This window comes from Marinomonas sp. SBI8L (genome assembly GCF_001624705.1).
Classification (GTDB): domain Bacteria; phylum Pseudomonadota; class Gammaproteobacteria; order Pseudomonadales; family Marinomonadaceae; genus Marinomonas.
In genome coordinates this window covers 97,156-118,709 of record NZ_JSEO01000017.1, presented here as the reverse complement: position 1 = coordinate 118,709, position 21,554 = coordinate 97,156, and the positions used below count along the sequence as shown (strand labels likewise).

General features: G+C 38.3%; 24 protein-coding genes and 1 pseudogene. 9 read left to right on the top strand and 16 right to left on the bottom strand.

The features are described 5' to 3' along the window. Positions 1-126 (top strand): annotated as a pseudogene (locus OA91_RS24860) (IS30 family transposase); the annotation flags it as partial. Here OA91_RS24860 and OA91_RS21240 read toward each other — a convergent pair. Genes OA91_RS21240 through OA91_RS21230 form a run of 3 tightly spaced genes read right to left on the bottom strand, consistent with a single transcriptional unit; the run spans position 110 to position 1,871 of the window. After that, the gene (locus OA91_RS21240; RefSeq protein WP_063339756.1) at positions 110-916 is read right to left on the bottom strand and encodes a putative phage abortive infection protein; all 807 of its coding nucleotides are present in this window, start codon (positions 914-916) and stop codon (positions 110-112) included. The pseudogene OA91_RS24860 and the gene OA91_RS21240 overlap by 17 nt on opposite strands. Before the next feature lie 10 nt (positions 917-926). After that, positions 927-1,604: a hypothetical protein gene (locus OA91_RS21235; RefSeq protein ID WP_063339755.1), complete on the bottom strand. Its 678-nt coding sequence runs from the start codon at positions 1,602-1,604 to the stop codon at positions 927-929. A 3-nt stretch (positions 1,605-1,607) separates the two neighbouring features. Continuing rightward, the gene (locus OA91_RS21230) at positions 1,608-1,871 is read right to left on the bottom strand and encodes a hypothetical protein (RefSeq protein WP_063339754.1); all 264 of its coding nucleotides are present in this window, start codon (positions 1,869-1,871) and stop codon (positions 1,608-1,610) included. Positions 1,872-2,099: 228 nt separating this feature from the next. Here OA91_RS21230 and OA91_RS24350 point away from each other — a divergent pair, with 228 nt between their 5' ends. Both OA91_RS24350 and OA91_RS24110 read left to right on the top strand, forming a co-directional pair. After that, positions 2,100-2,276 (top strand): hypothetical protein, encoded by a 177-nt coding sequence (locus OA91_RS24350; RefSeq protein WP_157203875.1) that lies wholly within the window; start codon positions 2,100-2,102, stop codon positions 2,274-2,276. Positions 2,277-3,751: 1,475 nt separating this feature from the next. Then, on the top strand, positions 3,752-4,339 hold the full coding sequence (locus OA91_RS24110; RefSeq protein ID WP_082828060.1) for an RNA polymerase sigma factor: 588 nt from the start codon (positions 3,752-3,754) through the stop codon (positions 4,337-4,339). Positions 4,340-4,578: 239 nt separating this feature from the next. Here the strand turns inward: OA91_RS24110 and OA91_RS21220 are convergent, their stop codons facing one another. From OA91_RS21220 to OA91_RS21160, 12 genes are all read right to left on the bottom strand, one after another. Then, positions 4,579-5,706 (bottom strand): hypothetical protein, encoded by a 1,128-nt coding sequence (locus tag OA91_RS21220; protein WP_063339752.1) that lies wholly within the window; start codon positions 5,704-5,706, stop codon positions 4,579-4,581. Between the two features lie 229 nt (positions 5,707-5,935). Beyond that, positions 5,936-7,921: a type III secretion system outer membrane ring subunit SctC gene (gene sctC / locus OA91_RS21210; protein ID WP_063339750.1), complete on the bottom strand. Its 1,986-nt coding sequence runs from the start codon at positions 7,919-7,921 to the stop codon at positions 5,936-5,938. Positions 7,922-7,959: 38 nt separating this feature from the next. Next, positions 7,960-8,187: a hypothetical protein gene (locus OA91_RS21205; RefSeq protein WP_063339749.1), complete on the bottom strand. Its 228-nt coding sequence runs from the start codon at positions 8,185-8,187 to the stop codon at positions 7,960-7,962. Positions 8,188-8,318: 131 nt separating this feature from the next. Then, positions 8,319-9,422, bottom strand: coding sequence for a type III secretion system export apparatus subunit SctU (gene sctU / locus OA91_RS21200; RefSeq protein ID WP_063339748.1), 1,104 nt, complete (start codon positions 9,420-9,422; stop codon positions 8,319-8,321). Next, positions 9,419-10,237 carry a type III secretion system export apparatus subunit SctT gene (sctT, locus tag OA91_RS21195; RefSeq protein ID WP_063339747.1) on the bottom strand — a complete coding sequence of 273 codons (819 nt, stop codon included), beginning with the start codon at positions 10,235-10,237 and terminating at the stop codon, positions 9,419-9,421. Before sctT ends, sctU begins: the two co-directional genes overlap by 4 nt. 2 nt (positions 10,238-10,239) lie before the next feature. Beyond that, complete coding sequence (gene sctS / locus OA91_RS21190; RefSeq protein WP_063339746.1) at positions 10,240-10,494, bottom strand: type III secretion system export apparatus subunit SctS; 255 nt, start codon at positions 10,492-10,494, stop codon at positions 10,240-10,242. Positions 10,495-10,496: 2 nt separating this feature from the next. Further along, positions 10,497-11,150 (bottom strand): type III secretion system export apparatus subunit SctR, encoded by a 654-nt coding sequence (sctR, locus tag OA91_RS21185; protein WP_063339745.1) that lies wholly within the window; start codon positions 11,148-11,150, stop codon positions 10,497-10,499. Positions 11,151-11,152: 2 nt separating this feature from the next. Further along, positions 11,153-12,574 (bottom strand): FliM/FliN family flagellar motor C-terminal domain-containing protein, encoded by a 1,422-nt coding sequence (locus tag OA91_RS21180; RefSeq protein WP_063339744.1) that lies wholly within the window; start codon positions 12,572-12,574, stop codon positions 11,153-11,155. Further along, the gene (locus tag OA91_RS21175) at positions 12,564-12,971 is read right to left on the bottom strand and encodes a hypothetical protein (protein WP_063339743.1); all 408 of its coding nucleotides are present in this window, start codon (positions 12,969-12,971) and stop codon (positions 12,564-12,566) included. The genes OA91_RS21180 and OA91_RS21175 overlap by 11 nt, the downstream gene beginning before the upstream one ends. A 7-nt stretch (positions 12,972-12,978) precedes the next feature. Then, positions 12,979-13,419, bottom strand: coding sequence for a hypothetical protein (locus tag OA91_RS21170; protein WP_063339742.1), 441 nt, complete (start codon positions 13,417-13,419; stop codon positions 12,979-12,981). Next, complete coding sequence (locus tag OA91_RS21165) at positions 13,403-14,752, bottom strand: FliI/YscN family ATPase (RefSeq protein ID WP_063339741.1); 1,350 nt, start codon at positions 14,750-14,752, stop codon at positions 13,403-13,405. The genes OA91_RS21170 and OA91_RS21165 overlap by 17 nt, the downstream gene beginning before the upstream one ends. Then, positions 14,752-15,714, bottom strand: a complete 963-nt coding sequence (locus OA91_RS21160) for a hypothetical protein (protein ID WP_063339740.1) — start codon at positions 15,712-15,714, stop codon at positions 14,752-14,754. Before OA91_RS21160 ends, OA91_RS21165 begins: the two co-directional genes overlap by 1 nt. Before the next feature lie 224 nt (positions 15,715-15,938). Here OA91_RS21160 and OA91_RS21155 point away from each other — a divergent pair, with 224 nt between their 5' ends. From OA91_RS21155 to OA91_RS21130, 6 genes are all read left to right on the top strand, one after another. Beyond that, complete coding sequence (locus OA91_RS21155) at positions 15,939-16,142, top strand: hypothetical protein (protein ID WP_063339739.1); 204 nt, start codon at positions 15,939-15,941, stop codon at positions 16,140-16,142. Positions 16,143-16,221: 79 nt separating this feature from the next. Continuing rightward, positions 16,222-16,584 (top strand): hypothetical protein, encoded by a 363-nt coding sequence (locus OA91_RS21150; protein ID WP_063339738.1) that lies wholly within the window; start codon positions 16,222-16,224, stop codon positions 16,582-16,584. Positions 16,585-16,652: 68 nt separating this feature from the next. Next, positions 16,653-17,021, top strand: coding sequence for a type III secretion system inner rod subunit SctI (sctI, locus tag OA91_RS21145; protein WP_063339737.1), 369 nt, complete (start codon positions 16,653-16,655; stop codon positions 17,019-17,021). Between the two features lie 74 nt (positions 17,022-17,095). Continuing rightward, the gene (gene sctJ, locus OA91_RS21140) at positions 17,096-17,941 is read left to right on the top strand and encodes a type III secretion system inner membrane ring lipoprotein SctJ (RefSeq protein WP_063339736.1); all 846 of its coding nucleotides are present in this window, start codon (positions 17,096-17,098) and stop codon (positions 17,939-17,941) included. Then, the gene (locus OA91_RS21135; protein ID WP_063339735.1) at positions 17,938-18,651 is read left to right on the top strand and encodes a hypothetical protein; all 714 of its coding nucleotides are present in this window, start codon (positions 17,938-17,940) and stop codon (positions 18,649-18,651) included. Before sctJ ends, OA91_RS21135 begins: the two co-directional genes overlap by 4 nt. Continuing rightward, complete coding sequence (locus OA91_RS21130; protein ID WP_063339734.1) at positions 18,644-19,234, top strand: hypothetical protein; 591 nt, start codon at positions 18,644-18,646, stop codon at positions 19,232-19,234. Before OA91_RS21135 ends, OA91_RS21130 begins: the two co-directional genes overlap by 8 nt. Before the next feature lie 39 nt (positions 19,235-19,273). Here the strand turns inward: OA91_RS21130 and sctV are convergent, their stop codons facing one another. Further along, positions 19,274-21,379 (bottom strand): type III secretion system export apparatus subunit SctV, encoded by a 2,106-nt coding sequence (sctV, locus tag OA91_RS21125; protein WP_231870428.1) that lies wholly within the window; start codon positions 21,377-21,379, stop codon positions 19,274-19,276. Between the last annotated feature and the right edge of the window lie 175 nt (positions 21,380-21,554).

The window sequence follows — 21,554 nt, the reverse complement described above, 5'->3', positions numbered from 1 at the left end:
CTCACAGAGCAGGACATTACAGTCACGCAAATGCTAATCAATTTTAGGCCGAGAAAATCGCTAAATTATCTCACACCAATTGAAGTATTATTAAATAAGCGTGTGTCACTTATTGTTGAGATCTAGGTTTTTCTAACATTTTTTTATATTCCCAGTATGATTCATCTTCATTCTCACAGTAACAATTCACAGCTAATAACTGTAAAACAATACTTGGGATAAATGCTCTAACCATATTGCTATATAGTTTTTCATTAGGTGTGACAGGCTTATCTAAAGATTCTTCAAACGAAATATTAAGCTCTTTATTTTCAGGAAAACTTATTGTTATGAATTTTAGCAACTGATAGAGAACCCTATAGTATTCACCAATTATCCCCTTTGACTCATATTCTAGTTTTTCTTTCGCTTCTCCTATAGTTTTAGCGAAAAATACATTATTCCAAACATTTGACGCAAATGAGCTTGTAACTCCTCTATATGAATTAATTTCAGTAATCTTAGCTAGAGCTTGATTATGGAGCTCTAACAAAGAGAAAAAGGTTGATTCAAACTTTTGATTATTAAGTGTTTTTTGCTGTTCAGCCATTACTCTTTCAGTGCTTTCATGAGCATCAGCTGATCTTTTGAGTTCGTCGCGAGTAGCTTCTAACTCTTTATTTTGTAGAACAATAGTTAATAATAAAGCGATTAGAGCTAAGAAGCTTAAAATTGGGTTTAATGTACCTCCAATAAAATCGCCAAACATTCCCCATTCATCGTGCTTAGTGCTTAATTCACCTTTAAAGTTTGAAACATAAATCCAAAATACGAATGTGATAACTGCAGAAGCAGCCATAAAAATACAGGCAATCCATTTAATAAGCTTGTTTGAATTAACTTCAGTCAATTTAACTTCTAGCTTAGAATCACTCAATTCTTACTCCTTAACAGTCAAATTCAGAGAATCGTAAAAAACGATAATAAAACTCTGGTTCTTTATCATCACAGTGAACTAGCAACTTGCCTTCATATAAACAATTTAACGCATTTTTTACAGCATCTTGTATAAGACCAATTAGCATCTTTCGATTCACAACAGTAGACATGAGTTTTGGCTCAAATGTTAAAAACTCACCATCCCACTCTTTATCAGGATAAGTAATCAATAGCTCTGCTTCATCATCAAAAATAAAACAATAATTTGGTTGTCTCTTATTCTTAGCCTTCGATAAACATGATGAGGTGTGTAAAAAAGAGTTCCGCAATGCGTAGAAAGCTTTGGTATCTTTATCATTTTCACGGAAACCACAAAAGTAATAGAGAGATTTTTTTATTGCGCTTGCATTAGGGTTACTAAAAGGGGCTATGTCATTTCTCGAATAACAAAAACCTAACTGATCCAATACAGTGAACGCTGCAGCCAATGGCAAAAAACTTTTCGAATTAACAAATCCTTTTGCATGCCTAATTTCTTTTATAACTAAAGTTAAGTTTGAATAGAGAATGCCGCCTTTAATGCTAATGAAACTGGTACCATTCAAATGAGCGAAAGCTAACTCTTCTAATGTTAACTCAGGTAATGTTTTATTTTTAATTGACTGCGCGAAATCGATATATGTCACTGCTTATGGCTTCTGCTGCTTTGTTGATATTGTTGCGGGTATCCAACGAGCAGAAAAACTCTCATCAATATAGTACGAATTTTTTCTAGCGTTTACACATTCGTATTCACTTCCATTAACAATAATACGACCACCAATACTAAAAACCACTCCTGAATGTAGGCACATTTTCATATCATCGAACTTAACGGCCAACTGTATATTTTGCTCTGCTGTAACAGTTGTCGAGAAACAAACTACAGCCGCAAATACTAATAATTTTTTCATGAACAACATCCCTTAAAATATTCAAATAAAACAGTCAGATAGGATTATTCCGCCCGCCCAACCAATAAATAGAACAGAACGATATCAGTTGAAAAAAAAGTGAGTCCACATACAGTTTTATCTATGAATTAATCAAGTATTTTAAGTATTGAATTACTTGCCAGATAGACTAACTTATAGGCACCCAAGGAATGGGCTACTGATCAACCATCAACAAGGAGCGTTACGATGGAACAAATTTTACTGCTATTAATGGATCTAAAAGCGGTTTCACTGAAAAACCTTTCAGACCTACCTGATGAAAATCAACACAATGTGGCGTTGCGGCTTGAGCAGTTACAAGAACAGCTTAATCAAGCATTGGAATATAGGGAAAATCACTTCAATAGAGCATTGAATCTATGACAAGAAAAGCACCCTTTTGTAGGAGCTTTTTACTTCAAAACCCTCACCACGCTGGTGACGACGCCTTTTATGAACAGCTCTGACTCAGCATTGATGCAAATCGGTTTTGGCATTTTATTCAGACAACCATTCTAAAAAAAGATCAAACACAGCATCACCTGAAAAACTCACTTAGTTATTTTTTACATTTTATAATTGAAAAACTGGAGGTTTTTTAAACGTTTATTGCTTAATTTGAGATATTTATTGAAGATTTTCATTTTTTAGACGGAAAAGACTCTCGCGTTAATGATATTTAGGTTTAATCAAAATATAGCTGTACTTATTGAGCTAAGCCTAAGATAGAAGTCGCTTACAAGCAGCTAGTCCCGATCGCCCTTGCAGTTGAGTGTGTTCACAATATTCAGCTAAATAAGCTTCTGATCCAACTGCCGCTTTAAAGTGTTCCTCAAAGCCGGTTGTGACTTCTATCCATTGCTCTGACGTGAGGTTTATTCGCTGCAGTATAGGAGCAAGCGAGATATCTAGAGAGCCCCTTTTATCTTCTCTAACAAGTCTTCCAGTTAAATTAATGAGCTCAAGATAATCCTCAAGCTTAAAAGGCAGCCCTTCTGGCTGACGTTCCTTTTCATAATCAATAAAGTGAAATAAAGTGTTGGGATGAATTTGCTTGGCTGAAGTTAATTAACTGAATTTGGTCGGCATAGTTTGACTTTAGGCACCTTGCTAAAAGGCAATATCACCTTGCCACATAAATAAGATGTAATTAGTGATTAAAATCTGCTGATCCATGATAAATCCATTTTAATTTCAGCAATAAAAAGCTTACAAAAGGCAAAGCCTAGGTATCACATCTGCTCAAAGAGAGTTTTTACACTCTTTATTTATTTTTTAATTAAAAAGCAATAATCCACCATATTACACACATGCATTAATGATATATCAATAAAGAAAAAATTAAGACTTTTATTAAGTTTCAATATTATATTTCGTTATAGATTTCAACCATTAAATCGATAGTAAAAATTAATTGGCTTATATAATTACTGAAATATCACTTCATTATATAAAAATGAAAACTTAAGTTTCGTTTAACAACAAAACGAATAAATATGTATTTTATAATCGCTTCGAAATTTGATTTACACCATAGATACATCCCCCCAAATATATTTTATTTCACATCACACAGGGCAACTAAGAGTCTCTGACAGTACTTTATTTAAAAACAATTCATTTACTATTCATATTTAATGAAAATATATTAAATTTATTTAAATTTATTTTAAAGAATTATTTAATAAATCTTATATTTTATATTTTATACGTCTAATATATTAAAATTCTTAATAGAAAAAATTTAATTGATTAAATAAATCCTGTTTTTATAATTTTATTAGCGTTTATAAAAACGCTAGGCCGTAGGAATTTAATTCTTACGATTTTATAAATTAAAGGAGTATTTATGTTTCTATATACTGAGAAACCAAAAAAAAAATCTATTACAGAAAAAATCAATTACCGAAAATTCCATTGATAAACCGACTTTTCAAGAACTCATTTTTCAGCATGGAAAACTGTTAAAAGCGTTTGTTAATAAAAATGTCTGGGATGAAAATGATGTTGAGGATATTTATCAAATTACATTATTTGAAGCCTTCAAATCTTATAAAAACTTTCGCTATGAATCACAGCCAAAGACTTGGCTATGTGGCGTTGCTTCCAAAGTAATTAGCAACTATGTGAGGAAAAAGCTAAAGAGCAGGCTTGAGTTTACCGCGGATATGATTCCTTTATTAGAGTCAGAAATCACCGTCAATTTAGATGGCGAGTCTATCTCTTACCGTGACCCTGAGGCTTCCTATGAATATATGCAACTGGCTAAAAGTTTGAATCGCTCATATGAAAAACTACCAAAAGAAATAAGAGATGTATTCAATTCAGCAATAGAAATTGGTAACAGTTATCAAAAAACATCTGAGCTGTATAACATCCCTATTGGAACCGTTCGATCAAGGATTTCAAGAGCAAGAGAGATAATGAGAGATTCGTATTTCAAATAAAAATAACTAACACAATAAAAATTAAAATAAAATACACATAAATCTTCAAAAACATATAATTTAAAGCTTCACATTAAATTTTAAGACTATATAAAATAAAGGATGAGAATTGATGGCTTTAAAGCTGTCAATTCTCTATTATGAATTTTTTATTACAATTGAAAGCCGCACTCACCCTATCGATAAAATGTCAATACTGTAATATTAATATTTTATTACAGAAAACAAATCAAACTTCATTAAATTATATTTTCAAGTGTTTTGTTTAATCGAGAAAAACCACCTAAAATAGCGGATGAATTGTGCGATGAGTACTTAACTAACTCATCGATTGATTTATTACGAAGTTCATTATCACCTTCCCATATTTGTATTGGAAGCTGGTTCACCATATCCAATACTCTGTTAACAAAAAACACCTTTTTGTCCTGACCAACTCCCATAAACTCTGTTGCTATTTTATTAATACTCTCTTGATTCGAGTTTTGAACATAATCTAAAACAGCGCTTCCTAATCTAGCAGGTGAGTCAATTAGAGAGTCATGCTTAGCGATAGTTCTATCCATTGTTTGGCGAGACATTGTTAATACACTCATGGTGGCAGAAACTTCACTAAGGCGACTGAATTTATCAATGAGATAATCAACATTGGTAGAAGGTATAGGCAGGTCTTGGCTAAAGTCTTTTGCTAATGAATCGACATACGCATTTAAAAACTTATCATAATTTTGCTCTTCGCCCGATTCCATTAATGTTGCTAAAATCTGAGCCGTATTTAACTTTTCATAATTACTCCGACCAACTAAGACTCGAAACTGTGAGGCTAGCTCTTCTTCTGGAAAATAATGGGACGTAACCTCAGCAATATTGAAAGATGCTTTGATTGAAGTAACGTATTGCTCTTCACTGGTAAACTCGTCGGTTAGTCTATTAATTAGATCATGTTGTTCTTCCGAGAGGTTGCTGTCTTGATTGAGCTTTTGTAACGATAAGAAAATGATGGCTGGCTCTTCACCCTTTGATAATGAGTTAGCAACAAGCATTGGCAAAGCTTGTTCAGCGTTGTTTTTAAGCGCGTTCCTTAAGTGTTGAGACAAGACTTTTTCTTTGTCTTGAGCGTTGAGCTTGTCTAACCATTCATTGACTTGCTCGACTGTTTCAACGCGTTTAGTCAAACTCGCAGAGCTAGCAGGCATCTTATTGTCTTGTGATTTTTTTTCATCACCCATTTTTGTTGCTACCGCCATTAGCAGCTCTTCTTTCGAATCACTTGCGATCTGCTCTTTAGCAATAGGTTTTGCAGGTTGCGTCTGGGTTGGTTGGTTATGTGAGGTTTGAATGTTGGAGTTTACGGAGCCGATATTCATGATACTGCCTCCTACTCTTTTTGTTTCGCTATTGGGCTCAAAAGCTCTAATGTGGTACTAGAGATATAAACAAGTCTGCCAGAAAATTTATTATCAGGAGCGTAATCAGGTGTCACCCAAACCCGGTAATCATGGCCATTAATTTCCTGCTTTATGCTCGCTTTACTACAAGCACTGAGTAAAACGAAAGAAAGCAGACATACAAAAAACTTAGAAAGATACACTATGATTACCTCACACCGAGTTTTGAGATTGGATTAAGTTTCGCCGTTTCGATGGCAACTAATACGCGGCTCTGATCCCCTTCTTGATGAAGAACTCTATCGCCATCCATAAATGATACTCCGATGAGCCCACGACCAAAGCAGGCTTTCTCATGAACTGTTTGTGGACGCTTGCTGGTTTTAGTCACTTTACCAACAAAAATATCAATGCCTTCACCAGAAAACTGTTCTAGGCCTTCGAATTCAAACTCCACACCTTGTGCTTTACATTCGAAAGGCACCTTAGAGATCGTCGAAGCGGCGAAGTCATTAATGGTTTGATACTTAAGGTATTGCTGCACTTGCTCTACAAACAGATCAACGTAATTTTGATTCGCTCTATACCAAAGCTGTTTTATTTTCTGTACATTTTCGGCAATCAATTTACTTTGGCCAAAATACGAGTAACTTTCTGCTCGATGTTGGGCTCTCGATTCTCTCGGCGTTAAAATAAAAATGCGTTCACGCTGTACATGTTTTTCACTACGTAAAGAAAATAAATGGCCTAGTAATGGAATATCGCCGAAGAAAGGAATTTTATTCAGGTTCTCAGCTCTTTCCTCCACATGATAGCCGCCAATGACTAAAGCTTGATTCTGGCTAATTACTGCTGTTGTGTTGATATTCGATTTCACAATTCTAGGTAATGTACTGCCCCCTTCGAATTTGCCATCCTCTATCTCGACCACTAATTTAATTCGGTCACCCTGAGCTGTTGAAATATGCTGTGGCACAACATTGAGCAAGGTTCCTGTGGTGAGCTGTTCGAGGTTAGCCACTCGCTCTCCAACTGTTTGAATAAATTGCGTTTCACTCAAATCAATAACCGCTGTCAGGTTTTCCATTGTCAGGATTGACGTATTGGCAATGATAGATGCGTCCCCATGCCCTTCCAGTAACTTTAAATTGGCAATAAATTCTGCGGGATTAGTTAATAAGAATGTCGATTCACTCCCGCTGATAGATTGGGCTTGCGGTAATTCAAAACTAAAGTCGAGCTCTGAATTATTCGTTTTAAAACTTTTAACTCCAATTTCGGATAATTTCTCTTTATTAACATCGACGATGATAGCGTCAATTTCTATCATTTTTTGTTCACGATCTAGCTGTTTTACCAACTTTTCAAAAAACTCCCTGTTAAATTTTTTACCCGTAGATTTAATAACCAATGAATTAGTACGGATATCTGCCTGAACTGAAATGGCTTTATTTTTCGAGTCTTTGAGCAGCTTTGACGCTTTTTTGTTTACCAGAGGCGTGTCTTTAGAGATAGAGTCATCTGATGTATCTAGGTCTTCCAGAACCTTGCTTAAGATAGTTGCAATTCCTGGTACAGTGACATCGTTTCCTCTTACCTTAGTGGTGTGGTCATACACAGAAGAATGGATAACAGGAATTACATAAATATTCTCGATTGTTTCTTTTGCTTCATCTTGCTCATCTTTGGTTTTATTCAGCAACTGCTTAATTAACTTGAGGTAAGATGGTGGACCTGAAATCAGAGCGACATCCAGCAGCTCAATGTCACCCCAACCAAATTTTTCCTGGTATAAGCCCAAATCACGTAAGGCAATTTTTAAATTCGGGTCCACTTTTAAACGAAGCGTCTCATTATCAGAAATAGAGCTGATGTAGAGCGTCTGACGAAAGACGAACCACTCAAACTGATACTTATAAGATAAAGAGTCCAAAAAGAAGACGGCATTTTCAGCTCTTACCCAACCTTGACATAAACCACCTACGTTTTTATCCATTTTTAGTAATAAGCCAAAGCTGGTAGCAAAGTCCTGCATTACTTCAGCCAAACTGTCATTTTTGCATTCGTTCGCATAGGCGCTTCTATCCCAGTAATCAGGGTAATTAGCGACAGCGCTGCCACTAAAGATTACCCCCTTAAATAAAGCAACCAAAAACCATGCACGAAAACGGTGTAATATCACTGCGTTTGCCATAATTTGCTTAGTCTAACTTGAGTAGAAAAACGATCGATTTACAGACTATCAATAATTTTTTTCTGGGCTTCGTGATTGGCACTGAGTTCTTGCGATACAGCCCAGTTTCGGGTGGATTTCATAGTAGTAAGCTGGAGGAATTCTTGTGCATCGGAAAATGAGAAGTCACCTGCCATATTTAAATTAGTCAGGCTCTGATTCCATTTGTCTTGAGTACGTTCGTAGTTCTTATCAAGTTGCGATTGTAATTCACTAATTTTTGCCATAACACCTTTCCCCATAAATAAGTTTTAATGACGCTGACCTGCCAATTCAGTGTCATTAACTCTGTGGTTAGCAAATAAGAAAAGTTCGTTAAGAAAAGCGATTATTTATATGCCAATCAGTTTTACACATGCTATTCATCCGTTAAATCATGGAAATCTTCAAGTTCAACACCTTGCTCCTTCGCTTCCATGATGACTCTAAATACCATAGCCATAGCTTGTAAGCTGGGACGAGGAATGTATTTATGCTCTTGCCCCACCCGAAATAAATAGCGGGCTAAGGTGATATAACGAATCACTGGCGTGTTAGTTTCCTGGGCATAGGCAATGATATCTTTGGCGCGATCATCCACACCTTTAACACGTATAATGGGCAAAGGTGTTTCACCAGGTTTGTATTCAATTGCGACTGCAAAATGAGTAGGATTTACTACGACAACATCGGATTTTTCAACTTCTTTTTTGACGGTACCGCCACCTGAACTGGCTAGCTCCCGGCCAAGTGCTCTACGCATCCCTTTGGTCATAGGGTCCCCTTCAGATTGCTTGTACTCACGGAAAACCTCATCCTTTGTCATCATCATAGACTTAATAAAAATGCTTTTTTGCAGTTTGTAATCGATCACCGAGACAATAAAGAAAAATCCGAGAGACAAGCGTGCTGCTTGAGAAAAGATATCGATGCTAAATTGAATAGAAGACTCCAACCCAGTATTCGGCAAAAGCAAAACATAAGGTAATGCTGAGCGAATCACATGAGAGAAAATCAGCGTCAGGATGATAGCTTTCATGATGTTACTGGCCAATTCAACCAGCTTTTTTTTACTGAATAAGTTTTTCGCATTACTCACGGGAGAAAACTTTTTTACATCCATTTTTAATGATTCTGGCGCGATCAAAAAACCGAACTGTACAAACCCAGCACAAAATCGTGCGAGCACAATGGCCAACAGCAAAACAATGATAAAGCCAAGCCAAACGTCCAAACACTCAGCCACGAGAATACTAAGTGCATCTGTAAAGTTTTCATGTTGCAGTAGCTTAAAAGCTAAATCGAACAAACGCTTTATATCGGCCAATAAGTTCGCATGCATTGAAATAAAAAGCTCGATACCGACCAAGGTAACAAACAGTTTATTCACATCTTGGCTTTGAGCCACCTGGCCCTTCTGACGTGAATCCTGAATTTTTTTGGGTGTAGGTTGTTCCGTTTTTTCGCCTGATGACTCGCTCATAACGGCCTATAAATATCGGTAGAAGGTTGAAATATTCGTTCGAAAAGGGCAACCAAATCAAAGTAATAGCCGGCTTCTATCTCCATTGCCTGTAACAAGTAAGGCAGATACAAGACGACTATAAATAACGCCATCAGACTTTTAGCTGGCATCGCCATAAAGTACACCTGTAGTTGAGGGCTATAGGCTCCGAGAATGGCAAAAGCAGCTTCTACAAGTAATAGAATAAGTACAACTGGCCCTGCGTAGAGAACAAATTGTTTTATGAGTAAATTAAATAAACTCACGATTTCATACCAAGCCATATTTTGAAACGCTGGCATCTTGTCTAACGCTGGCCATAGCTCGTGACTTAAATAAATAAAGGTAAACAACTCTGGCAAGATACCCGCATACAGCATGGCTAATACCACCAGCTTTTGAAACAAGTCCCCTAGCATGGAAGCATCTGGTCCAGAAGCAGGGTTATGGTAACCTGCTGACAAAGCCCCTCTTTGGTTATCTATTAAGGCTCCTGTGGAACGAAAAATCCAAAACGGAATAGCAACCACATAACCAATCACTAAACCGATTGCGACTTCTTTTAAAATCATTAATGACAAAAAGGTTGAGGGCAGCTCTCTGTTATACAACTGCTCTATGATAGATGCATAAACAGGTAAACCTATCCCAAAGGAAATGGCGACTTTAATCAAAACGGCTTTGACTTGTTTAAACTCAAACAAAGGCACAAATAAGAGTATGACTAATATGCGCACAACACTGAGTACGAAACCAACGATCCAATCACCTATCTCATTAATAAAGAAGTTCATGCTTACAAATTAGGAATGCCATTGAAAATTAGCTCGGTAAGCTCAAGCATGGAAGACACCATCCAACCGCCTGATGCCATCATCATGCTGGCTACCGCTAAAAGCTTTACCGTAAAAGGTAAAGTCTGATCTTGGATAGAGAAAAGGGTTTGTATTAGAGACACGAGCACACCAGCGACAATCGCGGCGATTAAAGGAAGTGCAGATAACTGCACAACCATAAACAAACTGGTTTTAGTAAGATGAAACAGATCCATAATTATAAATACCCCATAACAAGACTACTCAGCAGCTTTTCCCAGCCATCGACCACAATGAACAACAAGATCTTAAGCGGGAGCGAAATGGTCATTGGCGATACCATTTGCATCCCCAGAGCCAACAGTAAATTGGACACTAATAGGTCTATGACAATGAGTGGAAGGTAGATAAGAAAGCCAATAATAAAACCAGATTTCACCTCCGAAACAATAAAACTTGGGGCAATTACTAGCATATTGTCTCGACTGACTTCCCCTTCGTATTTATCGGGCCAAACCTGTCGAGCAGAATCCACAAAACTGGTAATCACATTTGGGTCTGAATGCTTGATCATGAAAGCTTTAAGGGGTTCAGATGCGTCTTTAACATTCTGAATCAAGACACTACGATCCGCATAAGACTCACTAGAAAAGTCGGCTATTTGTGCCATTTCATCAAACACTGGGTACATGATAAAAACACTTAATACCAGCGCGGTAGCATGCATGGCCATTGTTGGCGGGACTTGTTGCACACCTAACGCATTTCGTACCATAAGCATTACGACTGCAATTTTTAGGAAGCTTGTCGTTACCATTAATAAAAGTGGCAGCAAAGCAAAGCCAACAAACACCATGATCATAGTGACTGGATCAAAGCCGATCGTTTGCATGCCTATCTCCAGAGCTTACGAATTTGTAATGCTAACTGACCATTAACGGCGACTATGTTTGCAGTGCCAATTTCGACCCCTTGGTTCCGTAATGAGATAGTGCCGTCATAATTTGGGTCTAAAGCAATAATATCTTCCACCTGCAAGCCACTGACCTGAGTAAAGTCGATTGAGAAAGAACCTATGCAGGCATCAATAGCCACTTTGGCACAGCTGATATGCTCAGTATGAGAACTTTGCTCTGCCTCTTGTGGCATATTTTTAGGATGACTTTCACCATATTCATTTTCAAAAGACATATCTTGTTCAGTATTTTCTTCCATATCTTTCTCCAAAGAATTGATGCGATGAGAGAGTACTCCGGCATAATGCAAGGTGTGTGATGACGGTTCTGGTATAGCGATCTCTGTGATTTCTTGTATTTGCAGTGAATAAGGAGATGTTTCGGATAGAAGCTGTATCTTGAGTTGTTTGTCGAAGAGTAATAGCTGACCTTCACCAGAGAATGAAATAAACAAATGCTCTGCCAAAAGTACGTCATTAATTTGTAGCTGCTGAAAATCACGGAAACTCAGCCGAGTTTGAAACAAATTAATATTTACTTTAAATAATTGCGGTGACGCATTTTGTGCTTGTGGCCAATAATCAAGGATCGGACAAGCAAACAGTTTTTCCCATGTTTCAACTTGCGCAAAAACCGTTACTGAAACACCTGATAAGCAACTCATACATTCAAGCTGTACTGGCATAGAGTTGTCAGTAAACTCATTCATCAAAGTTGATGACGCCTCTTGATAGGTTATATAGCCCCAAGGTTCGATGAAAGACTGGGGACATTGCAATAAACAAATGCAAAACCACTTATCCAGCCCTAAAGGGAATGTGTCATCAAAGGCAAGCCCTGACAGCCGCTCAAAAAAGGGAATAGGATTAAGGATACAAATAGAACCAAGCCCTGTCTGGAAGTGATACATGGATGCTTTTTCGATTAGCACATTCGCTGTTGTGGACAGTTTTAGTTGATCGCTCTCTGTGACATCTATAGTAAAAGCGCCATTCGCCAGCTTCTTTCTTAAAGCATGTTCATTGGTTTTGATTGGCGTGATCCATGTGGCAGGTAAAACATTGAAGGTTGAATCATTCAGTGCCTCTTCACTTTGGCTGTTAAATTGTAATAGGCTTTCTGGCTCATTGAGCGTATTTATCAAACTCTCGCTGATTAATATGGAAGGACCCTCGTGCACTTGTGTCTCTGCGCTAAAAGCGCTCTGTCTCTCTTCCAACTTATGTGTATTTGCGATAGACAGCGAAGGCTTTTGCTCAATGTTATTAGGCGAAACATTTTCAGTTTGATATTGCGTGATCACTTGCTCGGCAAAAACATCGTCTAAATCTTCAAGGTCTTCCTCTAATTTAAACGACATTAATAAGCACCTGCTTGCCAAAATAAGCGTCTAAGTCACCCTGTGTTTTACGCTTACAATTATTGAGCTGTTTCGATAGTTTCTGAGAGTTACTTTTCATCGTTAACTCTAATCGTTGTGGTGTGTTTTTCGATAAAACTGACACCTTAACGCCATCAGGAAAAAACACATCAAAACGCATATTCTCATTATTGTTAAACGGAGGAATCTGATTGATTAATCGGTTGGTCAGTAGATCACTATTGATTTTTGAAATCGCGCCAATACCTGAAGCAGACTTCCCCATCAAAGCTAAAAAAGACGCCTCTTCTCCCAGAGCGGGCGTTGTAGATACGCCAACTTTATTACGACTGTCTTGCTCTTGAGTCGGTATTACTCTTTCCTGGAATGCAAACATACTAACTTCACCCTAACGTCGAACTGATCAATTGATATTTTTCTAGTTTTCTTAGTGCCTTAGACACATCTTGTCGGCTAGCTTCATAATCCTGCTGGGCTCTATCCCAGGCTTGTTTGTATTGCTTGATTTCTTGTTTATTTGTGGCAATGTGCTGTCGTATTTTGTTTTCCTCAGCAAAGCATCTTGTTAACTCTTCCATGAGAAAACTTCTTTCTTGAATTCTGTCGGAGAGTATTTGTAGCTCAACACGGCCTTCTTGTTCTGCTGCGTCTGCAACCGCTATAGATTGCTCGTAAGCATCTTGCTTACTTTCCATTTGCAGCCGTTTTTTACCCATTTCGACTTCAAATCTCTGTAAGCGGTTATTCCAAACAGAAATACAACTTTTTATTTGCTTTAACTGGTTCATTAATTGAATAGTGGTTTGTCTAACGACAAAGTTCACTCATTCCTTGAATTGTGGTGTTAATATCACTTTGTTCTCTGGTGTCTTGCTGACAAAACGTCTTGATTCCCTCCTGTGTGGTTACTGCTTTATCAGTAAATAAATCAATACCTTGTTTGTACTCACCTAAACGAATCAGTAGTTCCACTTCTTCATATCGATACATCATTGAACGTAATTGCCCAGACAAATAAAGATGTTCTTTGTCGACCACATTTCCCATAATTCGGCTGATGCTGCGTAATACATCAACAGCAGGATAGTGATTACTTTCAGCTAATTTTCTTGATAAGTAGATGTGTCCATCCAGTAAGGATTTTGCTTCTTCTGCAATAGGGTCGGAAGTTGCTTCGCCTTCTACCAAAACGGTATACACTGCGGTAATTGAGCCTCGTGTTGTAATACCCGCCCGCTCTATCAACTTAGGCAACATGGTATACACACTAGGAGGAAAGCCCCCTTTGGCTGGCGGTTCGCCATTAGCTAAGCCAATTTCCCGCTGTGCTCTGGCAAAACGGGTCAGTGAGTCAACTAATAGCAGTACTTTTTGCCCTTTGTCCCGTAAGGATTCTGCGATGGATGTTGCGGTAAAAGCCGCTCTTGAGCGCTCCATAGAACTTCGGTCTGAGGTAGCACACACCATGATAGTGCGGCTTTTTAATTCATCATCTAATTCGTGTTCGAGAAACTCTTTCAGCTCTCGACCTCGCTCACCAATTAAAGCAAAGACGATAGCATCGGCATTACAGCCGCGAGCTAAAGCCAGCAGTAATGTGGTTTTACCACAGCCTGCGCCCGCAAAAAGACCAATTCGCTGCCCTTCACCAATCGTCATGAAACTATCGATAACACGCACACCAGTATAAAGTGGTGCATTAATTCGTACTTTTTCTGTGGCGGGGACGGCTTCACAGATCACTTGACGCTGGTCTTGTGAAAAGGACTGGGCTGAGTCCGCAACAAGCAAACCTCCTTGTCCGGTTGATAAATTTCGACCGACGCCATCAAGCACTAATCCACTCAGCGCTTGATTCGTACTAATACGATGCGGTATTCCCAATGGAATCACCTTTGCCTGGAAACCAATACCATCAGGGTTGGATAAGGTAGATAACAGAGTGATCTCTTTTTCAAAGCCCACTATTTCAGCCAGAATCGAGCCCTCATGGGTTTTAATCATGCACAGTTCGCCAAGCTTAGAGTTAGGTAAAACCACACGTACCTGAATACCAATCACAGATACAACCCAACCGTACACTTGATATTCCAAGCTTTGACTAAGTATGTCGCTAGATTGCTCAACAAAACGCTGTAATCGTAATCCCAGCTCCATCACCAACGCACCGCTACTTTCTTTTCTCCTTGAAATTCGATCACATCACTACGAATAGCGACTAGTCGATAATCCATATAGGTTTGACCTTTGTATAAGCGAGTACCATCCTCAAGCAGCAAATGACCGTATGGTCCAGAAACTACGGCAGCAACCTTGATTGAGAAACTGTCACCATGTTCATTGGTATTGTCTTTCACAATGGGAGCATTGGGATGTTCAAACTCATAACGCATCAACATACGTGCAAGTACCGCTTTATCTCGTTTACTGACACTGCCTTCTAATACAATTTGGTTGTTTTGCTCTGCCAATTTCACCCCATCTAGCTCTCTCTCATCTAACATGTCTTCGATTTGCTTAAGATAATTGAGCTCAACTTGCGCCGAAGAGAGTGCTGGTTTTACTTTGATCGTGGCTTCTTTGTGCTGTATAGGTAATGAGGTTTGACTCGCACTAGATGCATAGAGAGAAGCGTTACTTATTTCGTTGGGAAGGTTGGTATTATCTTGGTTAACATCAGACTGATTGGCATAAGACAGGTTATAGATGCCAAATACTAAAGCACTACAAACACAGCCTATTATGACGGTGGGTGTTTTTTTACGAGTACGAGCCACTTTTACTTTCGGTACTGGCCTAAGAGTTGGTACATCATCAAGCCAAGGCGTTTCTTTATCGGCAATTTGTAACCAGATATCCTTATGGCAAAACAGATCTTGCGGCTCCAGCAAGCAGGTATCTCTCAGTGGTTCACCATTCTTGCTTTTAAAGTCACCACTAGTAAAAAAAACTTCTACTTTCCCATTATCTGTTTCTCTTACGGAAAAAGCTGCACCTAGAAAGCTTCGATCTAACATTAATATGTCATTTTCATCACTACTACCTATATATAGTGGCTCTTCATTTAATGAAAAAGAAATACCATTTTTCAATCCACTTAATATTCGTAGCTCATACATAATAACCACCTACTGTTTATAACAAAATATTCACTAGGATTAGGTGGCGTAGCATTTAATTAAGTTCAGCTTTTATCTCTTAATAATTTGTTTTAATTTATTTTAAAAAACTTCTTTAAAATAAATTATTTTTTCTGAACTATTTTGACTTAGGAAACCACTCTACTAACGAGTTAAATAAATTAGCTCCATAAAACTTTTCTAAATAAATTAAGGAATATAACATGCCAAATGATATTTCAGCTCAATTCAAAAAGCTTAATGATGAGTTAATGCAGTCTTCTTTGGATGCACACAAATTAACAACAGAAGCAAGTAAACAACAGCAAGCGATCCAAGCAGACAGCCAAGCGACTAAATCGCTAGCGACTGCAGTTGCTGACCAAGCAAAGAAAACCAATGATGTAGCAAACGAATTTAAGTTCTAAGTTGACATTAGACCAGATTAGCCTTCGACTTCTGGTCGAAGGCTAATTTATTTCGATCTTCAATGAAGCAGACACCATTATGATTAATGATCCTATTTCTCGATTAGCTTTATTTAATAATACTGGATTAAGTAAAGCAGATGATACAGCTAAAGCTGACGATATCAGCGCATTTAATCAGTTATTGAAAAGTTCCAAAGACGATTCAAGCTCCTCTTCTCGGTCTTTTGGGGCGGGTAATGGCTATGACAATAGCTCACAAAACAATATTGACAGCAAAAGTCTATTAAAAGCCGCACGCGCTGCTGCTGACAAAATGGTTGATGCAGATGCAGCCGCTATCGCACAAAGGGTTGAAAACCATAAGGACTCTGTACGTGCAGAATCAGCCGCCTCTGCTGTGAAAAAAGTAACTGAAGTATTTAAAGAAATTAAGTTCTAGGGACGCGATGAATTCATAGCTCTCGCTTCTACATGATAAGTAACTGTTATTTATAGGTAAGCATAATTATGGCTGTGGAAATGATAACTGATATTGAAATCACCTCTGATCTAGACAGTGATAATAGTTTGGTCAGTACAGATAAAGCCTATAGCGCAAATCAAGACGATGTAAATTTCTTTGAAAGTCAGCTGCAGACAAAACCCGACCCACTCAGTCAAGATATTATTCAAGGTGCAAATTCCCTATCCTCCAATTTAGCGGAAAAAAAGCATGCCTTTGAGAGCGCGTTAGCTAAAGCATCTAATAGTGCAGACCCTACCGATTTACTAGCCGCAGCAAGAAGTTTATCGGAATACTCTATCCAAACGTCGATCGTTGCAAAGGCTGCAGGTAAATCCAGTCAAGCCATTGATAAAATGACTAATTTAAATTGATACACCCCAATAAACGACTCAAGTATAAGTCAGAAAAACGCCTAACACAGCGAAAATAATCACAGAGAGATAGCATGCTTCACCCTCATTTTGTTCGTAATGCTTGGATAGTCGTTTGTGCCCTGCTATTAACTGCCTGTAGTGATAAAAAAATAGAACTGCTAAGTGGCCTAGATGAAAGAAATGCCAATCAGGTTGTGGCTGAATTATTATCTCAAGGATTAAAAGCCGAAAAAGTTAAAGCAGACGATGCCCTATCCGTTTTAATTCCAGAAGCGGATATGGCGGCTTCTGTCGCCTTGATTACCGCCAAAGGACTACCTAATCGTAGCCACCAAAGCCTAGGAGATATCTTTAAAAAAGAAGGCATGATATCGACACCGCTAGAAGAGCACGTTCGCTATATTTATGCTCTATCGCAGGAGCTTGAACACACACTATCAAAAATTGATTATGTCTTACTGTCACGGGTTCATATTGTCTTACCTGAGCAGATTGCCCCAGGCCAACCCATTCAACCAGCATCCGCTGCTGTGTTTATAAAACATAAAAAACAGCTTGATCCGGATACGATTGAAAAGAAAATTCGTCGGATTGTGGCGGCCAGTGTGCCATCTCTTTATAGAAATGCTGAAGACAAAATTACCGTATCCTTTATTGAAGCATCTCAGCCTGAAGTGCAGGTCAAATTACGAGCCTATAAGGACATTATTCTCACCCAAGACACCTTACCCAAATTAGAGAATTATTTTTTAATCGCTTATGGTGTTTTGGCGACGTTACTTTTCATCATGGTCTTTTTGCTTTTTCAGTTGATCAAGCTAAAAAGCTCGAATAGCGCATTAACAGCGACTCTGGCTGAACATAACAAGACAGCGGAAAAGCTCTCTGAACAAAGACAACAGGAAGACAATGAATGATGCAAAAAACATCGCTCCAGGTTATCGAGGAAGAAAAGGCATTTACTTTATTCTGGTGTCGTTTTTATCAATTTGTTGACCCTTCTTGGTATCCTAAAACAGGTTTACCAATAGGTAATCAAACTTGCTTACTAAAAGAACATACCGATAGATTAGGGGTAACCAGCTACCCTTTTTTGTGCCACTCCCTTGGTCTTGATACTGAGCTAGAAAGTTTCTCCGATTTTGTGTCCAAACATACAATTAACTTTTCGTTATTGCTTAATATTTTCACTCGCCCAGACGACTATATTAAAGGGATATCTTGCTGCCTTTTCCCTGAATATTATTTACTGAAACAGCATAAAAAAGCGTTAGAAGATCGGCTTGTATTAGATAAGAAACAGATCGAAAATTTTCATCTGGCACTCTCTCTAAACACCCGACGAGAGCGCCTAATTGAGGAGTGTTCGATTCATTTCCCTATAAATGCTTCAGTTCATTCTCAAGCAGCGACTCATGCTTTACTACTAAGCATTATGACATTACCCCAAACAATTAAGAGTCGTCTCCATTTGGCGTTTCCAAAGCCTGATATTGAGAAAAGTAACACCTTTTTTGATGCTCACCTGCCTCACTCATCTAATCAAACCGCGTCATTAGCCCGTATATTTAGACGAGTACTTACTTTCGTTGATCAACATTTGATAGTGGAAAATCGACATGTATAACACACTGATTACGACAGAATATAACCTGCCTGATGACGTAGATCTTAACCTAAGTGAGTACGGCTTTATTAAAGCTATGTCCCTGCAACAGAGTTTAACGCTTGAAGAGAAGTTACAAGACGCTCAAGTGCAGGCTTTGAATGAGGTAGAAAGGAAAGCACATCTTGCCATAGAGAGTATTACCGAAGAAAAAAATGCCATTATTGCTGCACTAGCACAGCAAATAGAGAGCATCAACGACACCCAACAAGATGCATTACGTAAAGTTGAACAGGCCTGCCACTCTATACTGGCAGAGGTATTTTCTCGCTTTCATGCCAATTTAAGCAGCATGGAAAAACTGCATTTTTCAGTAAGTGAGTTGGTTAAATCCCACCAGCATAAGGATGATGTTTGCTTAGTTGTCCGTCACCTTAAAGATTGGCAGCAATCTCACCTTACTCTGCCAGAAGGCTGGCAAGTAAAAGAAGACCCTACCCTTGAAGTGGATTGTCTACTTGCCATGAATAATGGTGAAGTAGTCTGTGACTTTGATACTGTCTTCCTAAATATCACCCAAGCAATCAGTGCCATTGAATATTAAAGAAACCAAGTCGAAGTATTAGATTGATCTATTCCTTGATCAAATCGATAACCGGTCAATAGGATGTACCACAATCGACTCTGAAATTTCAGGGTAAGACAAAACTGGCAACTCAAACAGTGGGCCTTTTACTAACTCTCTTAAATGAGGGCGTAAATCTTGAGAAACAACCAGTGCTACAGGACTTTCTTTCTGTACAAATTCGATAGTGCTATCGACAATCTTTTGCACCAACTCATTCAAGATCTCAGCATCAAGCGCAAAGTACCCCCCTGTTACTGTTTTATTGAGAGACTCACGTAATAGTTCTTCTGTTTGGCCTTCCAGTAAGCAAATATTGAGAGAATCATCCTTAGTGATATGACTGCATATTTGATCCCTTAAATAAACACGCACTATTTCGGTCAGTACATTTGGATCCCTTTCTACCGAAGCATGGGCCACAATTGTTTCAAAAATCTTATGCAATGACTTTAAGGAAATTGCTTCTGAAGCCAGTTTCTTTAGGACATCCGTTAATTTTGAAAGGGGTAACAAGCGCTCACACTCTTTGGCTAATTCCGGCACGTTATCCAACGCCCAAGACATAATTTTATGTGCCTCTTCTAGACCAATAAACATATGGCTATTTTGCATAAAAGCGCGATTGGTTTTCTCAGTAATGACATCAATTGTGCTTTGATAATCTATGTTATTTTCTTCTAATAACTCCAAATAGTCTGAGTTAACCCAAAGTAAATCCTGCTCTTCACGCTCTTTGCTTCCGAAAGTGTATTCGATAGCAAGCTCATCCAACTGTGCCTGATTAGCGCTCTTTACCCAAGCATAGCTGGATGAATATGTTGCTCTTACAACAGGCACTTCATAGAAACGTAATATGAACTCATCTTCCTCAATGTCATCACTAAAATGAAATTTAAAAACTGGCAACATGTAAGCATAATCTAAGACGATGCGATTTCGGCCTTTTCGGATTGCTCGACGAAAATGTAAAAACCAGTCTGAGTCTTTATGCTTGGTGTTTAGACTGGCTGAGATACGTTCATATACTGAAAAGCTGCGTACATCTTCTTCCTCTGGGGCTGCCACCTCCTGTGACATTTCCTCCTGTGATAGTGCCTCTATCATGGTCTCTTTTTGTTTGCGCAAAAAGATATTAATGCCACCAATACCACTAAAAATAACCGCTAAAAAAACAAACACAATTGTTGGCATACCTGGTACTAACGCAAAACCTATCATAACTAAAGCCGCAATAATCCAAGCTTTTGGTTCACTGGTAAGTTGGCTAGACATTTCATGACCCACATTACCGTCTTCTAAGGTTTCATCTTTTACTCGGGTAATCATTAGACCCGCTGTTAAAGCAATCAATATGGTAGGGATTTGCGCAACCAGACCATCGCCAATGGTTAAAATTGCATAAAGTTCTAACGCTTCTCCCATTGTCATCTGCAGCTGGGTAACACCAATAGAAACGCCACCCAGAATATTCACCAGAACTATAATAATGCCGGCAATAGCATCGCCTTTTACAAACTTCATCGCACCATCCATGGCACCAAATAATTGGCTTTCTTTAGCTAGCTCCTTACGCTTATCCTGCGCTTCTTGGGAACTAAGCAAGCCTGCCCGTAAATCTGAGTCAATCGACATCTGTTTACCTGGCATAGCGTCCAAGGTAAAGCGTGCTGCGACTTCTGCCACTCGTTCAGAACCTTTAGTAATAACCAGAAAGTTTACAATCAATAAAATAAGGAAAATCACTACACCCACAACGAAATTGCCACCAACGACAAAGTTACCAAATGCTTCAACAATGTAACCAGCATCTGCTTGTAGCAAAATCAAACGCGTCGTTGTTATCGATAAAGCCAAACGAAATAAGGTAGTGATGAGGAGAATACCGGGGAAAGTCGAGAAAGCGACTGGCCCAGGTAAATACATAACAGTTACCACTAAGAGTGATGAAATACTGATATTCAACGCAATTAACGCGTCTACAAGTCCTGTTGGTAAAGGCATGATCATCATAAAAACAATACCTATCACCACAAATGCCAAAATCACTTCTGAGCGTTTTGACAGCATATCAGTCACTGCCATTAAAGCAGATACAATTGGATTAGACGTCATCGTTTTCATGAATCACTATTTAGTATTATTGAATTAAAGTTATTTATTTGTGGTGATATAAAACATTAAGTTCAGTCTTTATCTTTAATAGTTTTTTTATATCTTTTGCATTTATCTCTATTTTTTATTTTCTATTTATTCCTCCAATAAAAATATTTTTAGTTTTAAAAATAAAATGAACTTT

Bases quoted from the DNA above. Each gene is read 5' to 3' on its own strand.
- OA91_RS21230 (WP_063339754.1), bottom strand. From the start codon at position 1,871: ATGAAAAAATTATTAGTATTTGCGGCTGTAGTTTGTTTCTCGACAACT.
- OA91_RS24350 (WP_157203875.1), top strand. From the start codon at position 2,100: ATGGAACAAATTTTACTGCTATTAATGGATCTAAAAGCGGTTTCACTG.
- OA91_RS21220 (WP_063339752.1), bottom strand. From the start codon at position 5,706: ATGAATATCGGCTCCGTAAACTCCAACATTCAAACCTCACATAACCAA.
- sctC (WP_063339750.1), bottom strand. From the start codon at position 7,921: ATGGCAAACGCAGTGATATTACACCGTTTTCGTGCATGGTTTTTGGTT.
- OA91_RS21205 (WP_063339749.1), bottom strand. From the start codon at position 8,187: ATGGCAAAAATTAGTGAATTACAATCGCAACTTGATAAGAACTACGAA.
- sctU (WP_063339748.1), bottom strand. From the start codon at position 9,422: ATGAGCGAGTCATCAGGCGAAAAAACGGAACAACCTACACCCAAAAAA.
- sctT (WP_063339747.1), bottom strand. From the start codon at position 10,237: ATGAACTTCTTTATTAATGAGATAGGTGATTGGATCGTTGGTTTCGTA.
- sctS (WP_063339746.1), bottom strand. From the start codon at position 10,494: ATGGATCTGTTTCATCTTACTAAAACCAGTTTGTTTATGGTTGTGCAG.
- sctR (WP_063339745.1), bottom strand. From the start codon at position 11,150: ATGCAAACGATCGGCTTTGATCCAGTCACTATGATCATGGTGTTTGTT.
- OA91_RS21180 (WP_063339744.1), bottom strand. From the start codon at position 12,574: ATGTCGTTTAAATTAGAGGAAGACCTTGAAGATTTAGACGATGTTTTT.
- OA91_RS21175 (WP_063339743.1), bottom strand. From the start codon at position 12,971: ATGTTTGCATTCCAGGAAAGAGTAATACCGACTCAAGAGCAAGACAGT.
- OA91_RS21165 (WP_063339741.1), bottom strand. From the start codon at position 14,752: ATGGAGCTGGGATTACGATTACAGCGTTTTGTTGAGCAATCTAGCGAC.
- OA91_RS21160 (WP_063339740.1), bottom strand. From the start codon at position 15,714: ATGTATGAGCTACGAATATTAAGTGGATTGAAAAATGGTATTTCTTTT.
- OA91_RS21155 (WP_063339739.1), top strand. From the start codon at position 15,939: ATGCCAAATGATATTTCAGCTCAATTCAAAAAGCTTAATGATGAGTTA.
- OA91_RS21150 (WP_063339738.1), top strand. From the start codon at position 16,222: ATGATTAATGATCCTATTTCTCGATTAGCTTTATTTAATAATACTGGA.
- sctI (WP_063339737.1), top strand. From the start codon at position 16,653: ATGGCTGTGGAAATGATAACTGATATTGAAATCACCTCTGATCTAGAC.
- sctJ (WP_063339736.1), top strand. From the start codon at position 17,096: ATGCTTCACCCTCATTTTGTTCGTAATGCTTGGATAGTCGTTTGTGCC.
- OA91_RS21135 (WP_063339735.1), top strand. From the start codon at position 17,938: ATGATGCAAAAAACATCGCTCCAGGTTATCGAGGAAGAAAAGGCATTT.
- OA91_RS21130 (WP_063339734.1), top strand. From the start codon at position 18,644: ATGTATAACACACTGATTACGACAGAATATAACCTGCCTGATGACGTA.
- sctV (WP_231870428.1), bottom strand. From the start codon at position 21,379: ATGAAAACGATGACGTCTAATCCAATTGTATCTGCTTTAATGGCAGTG.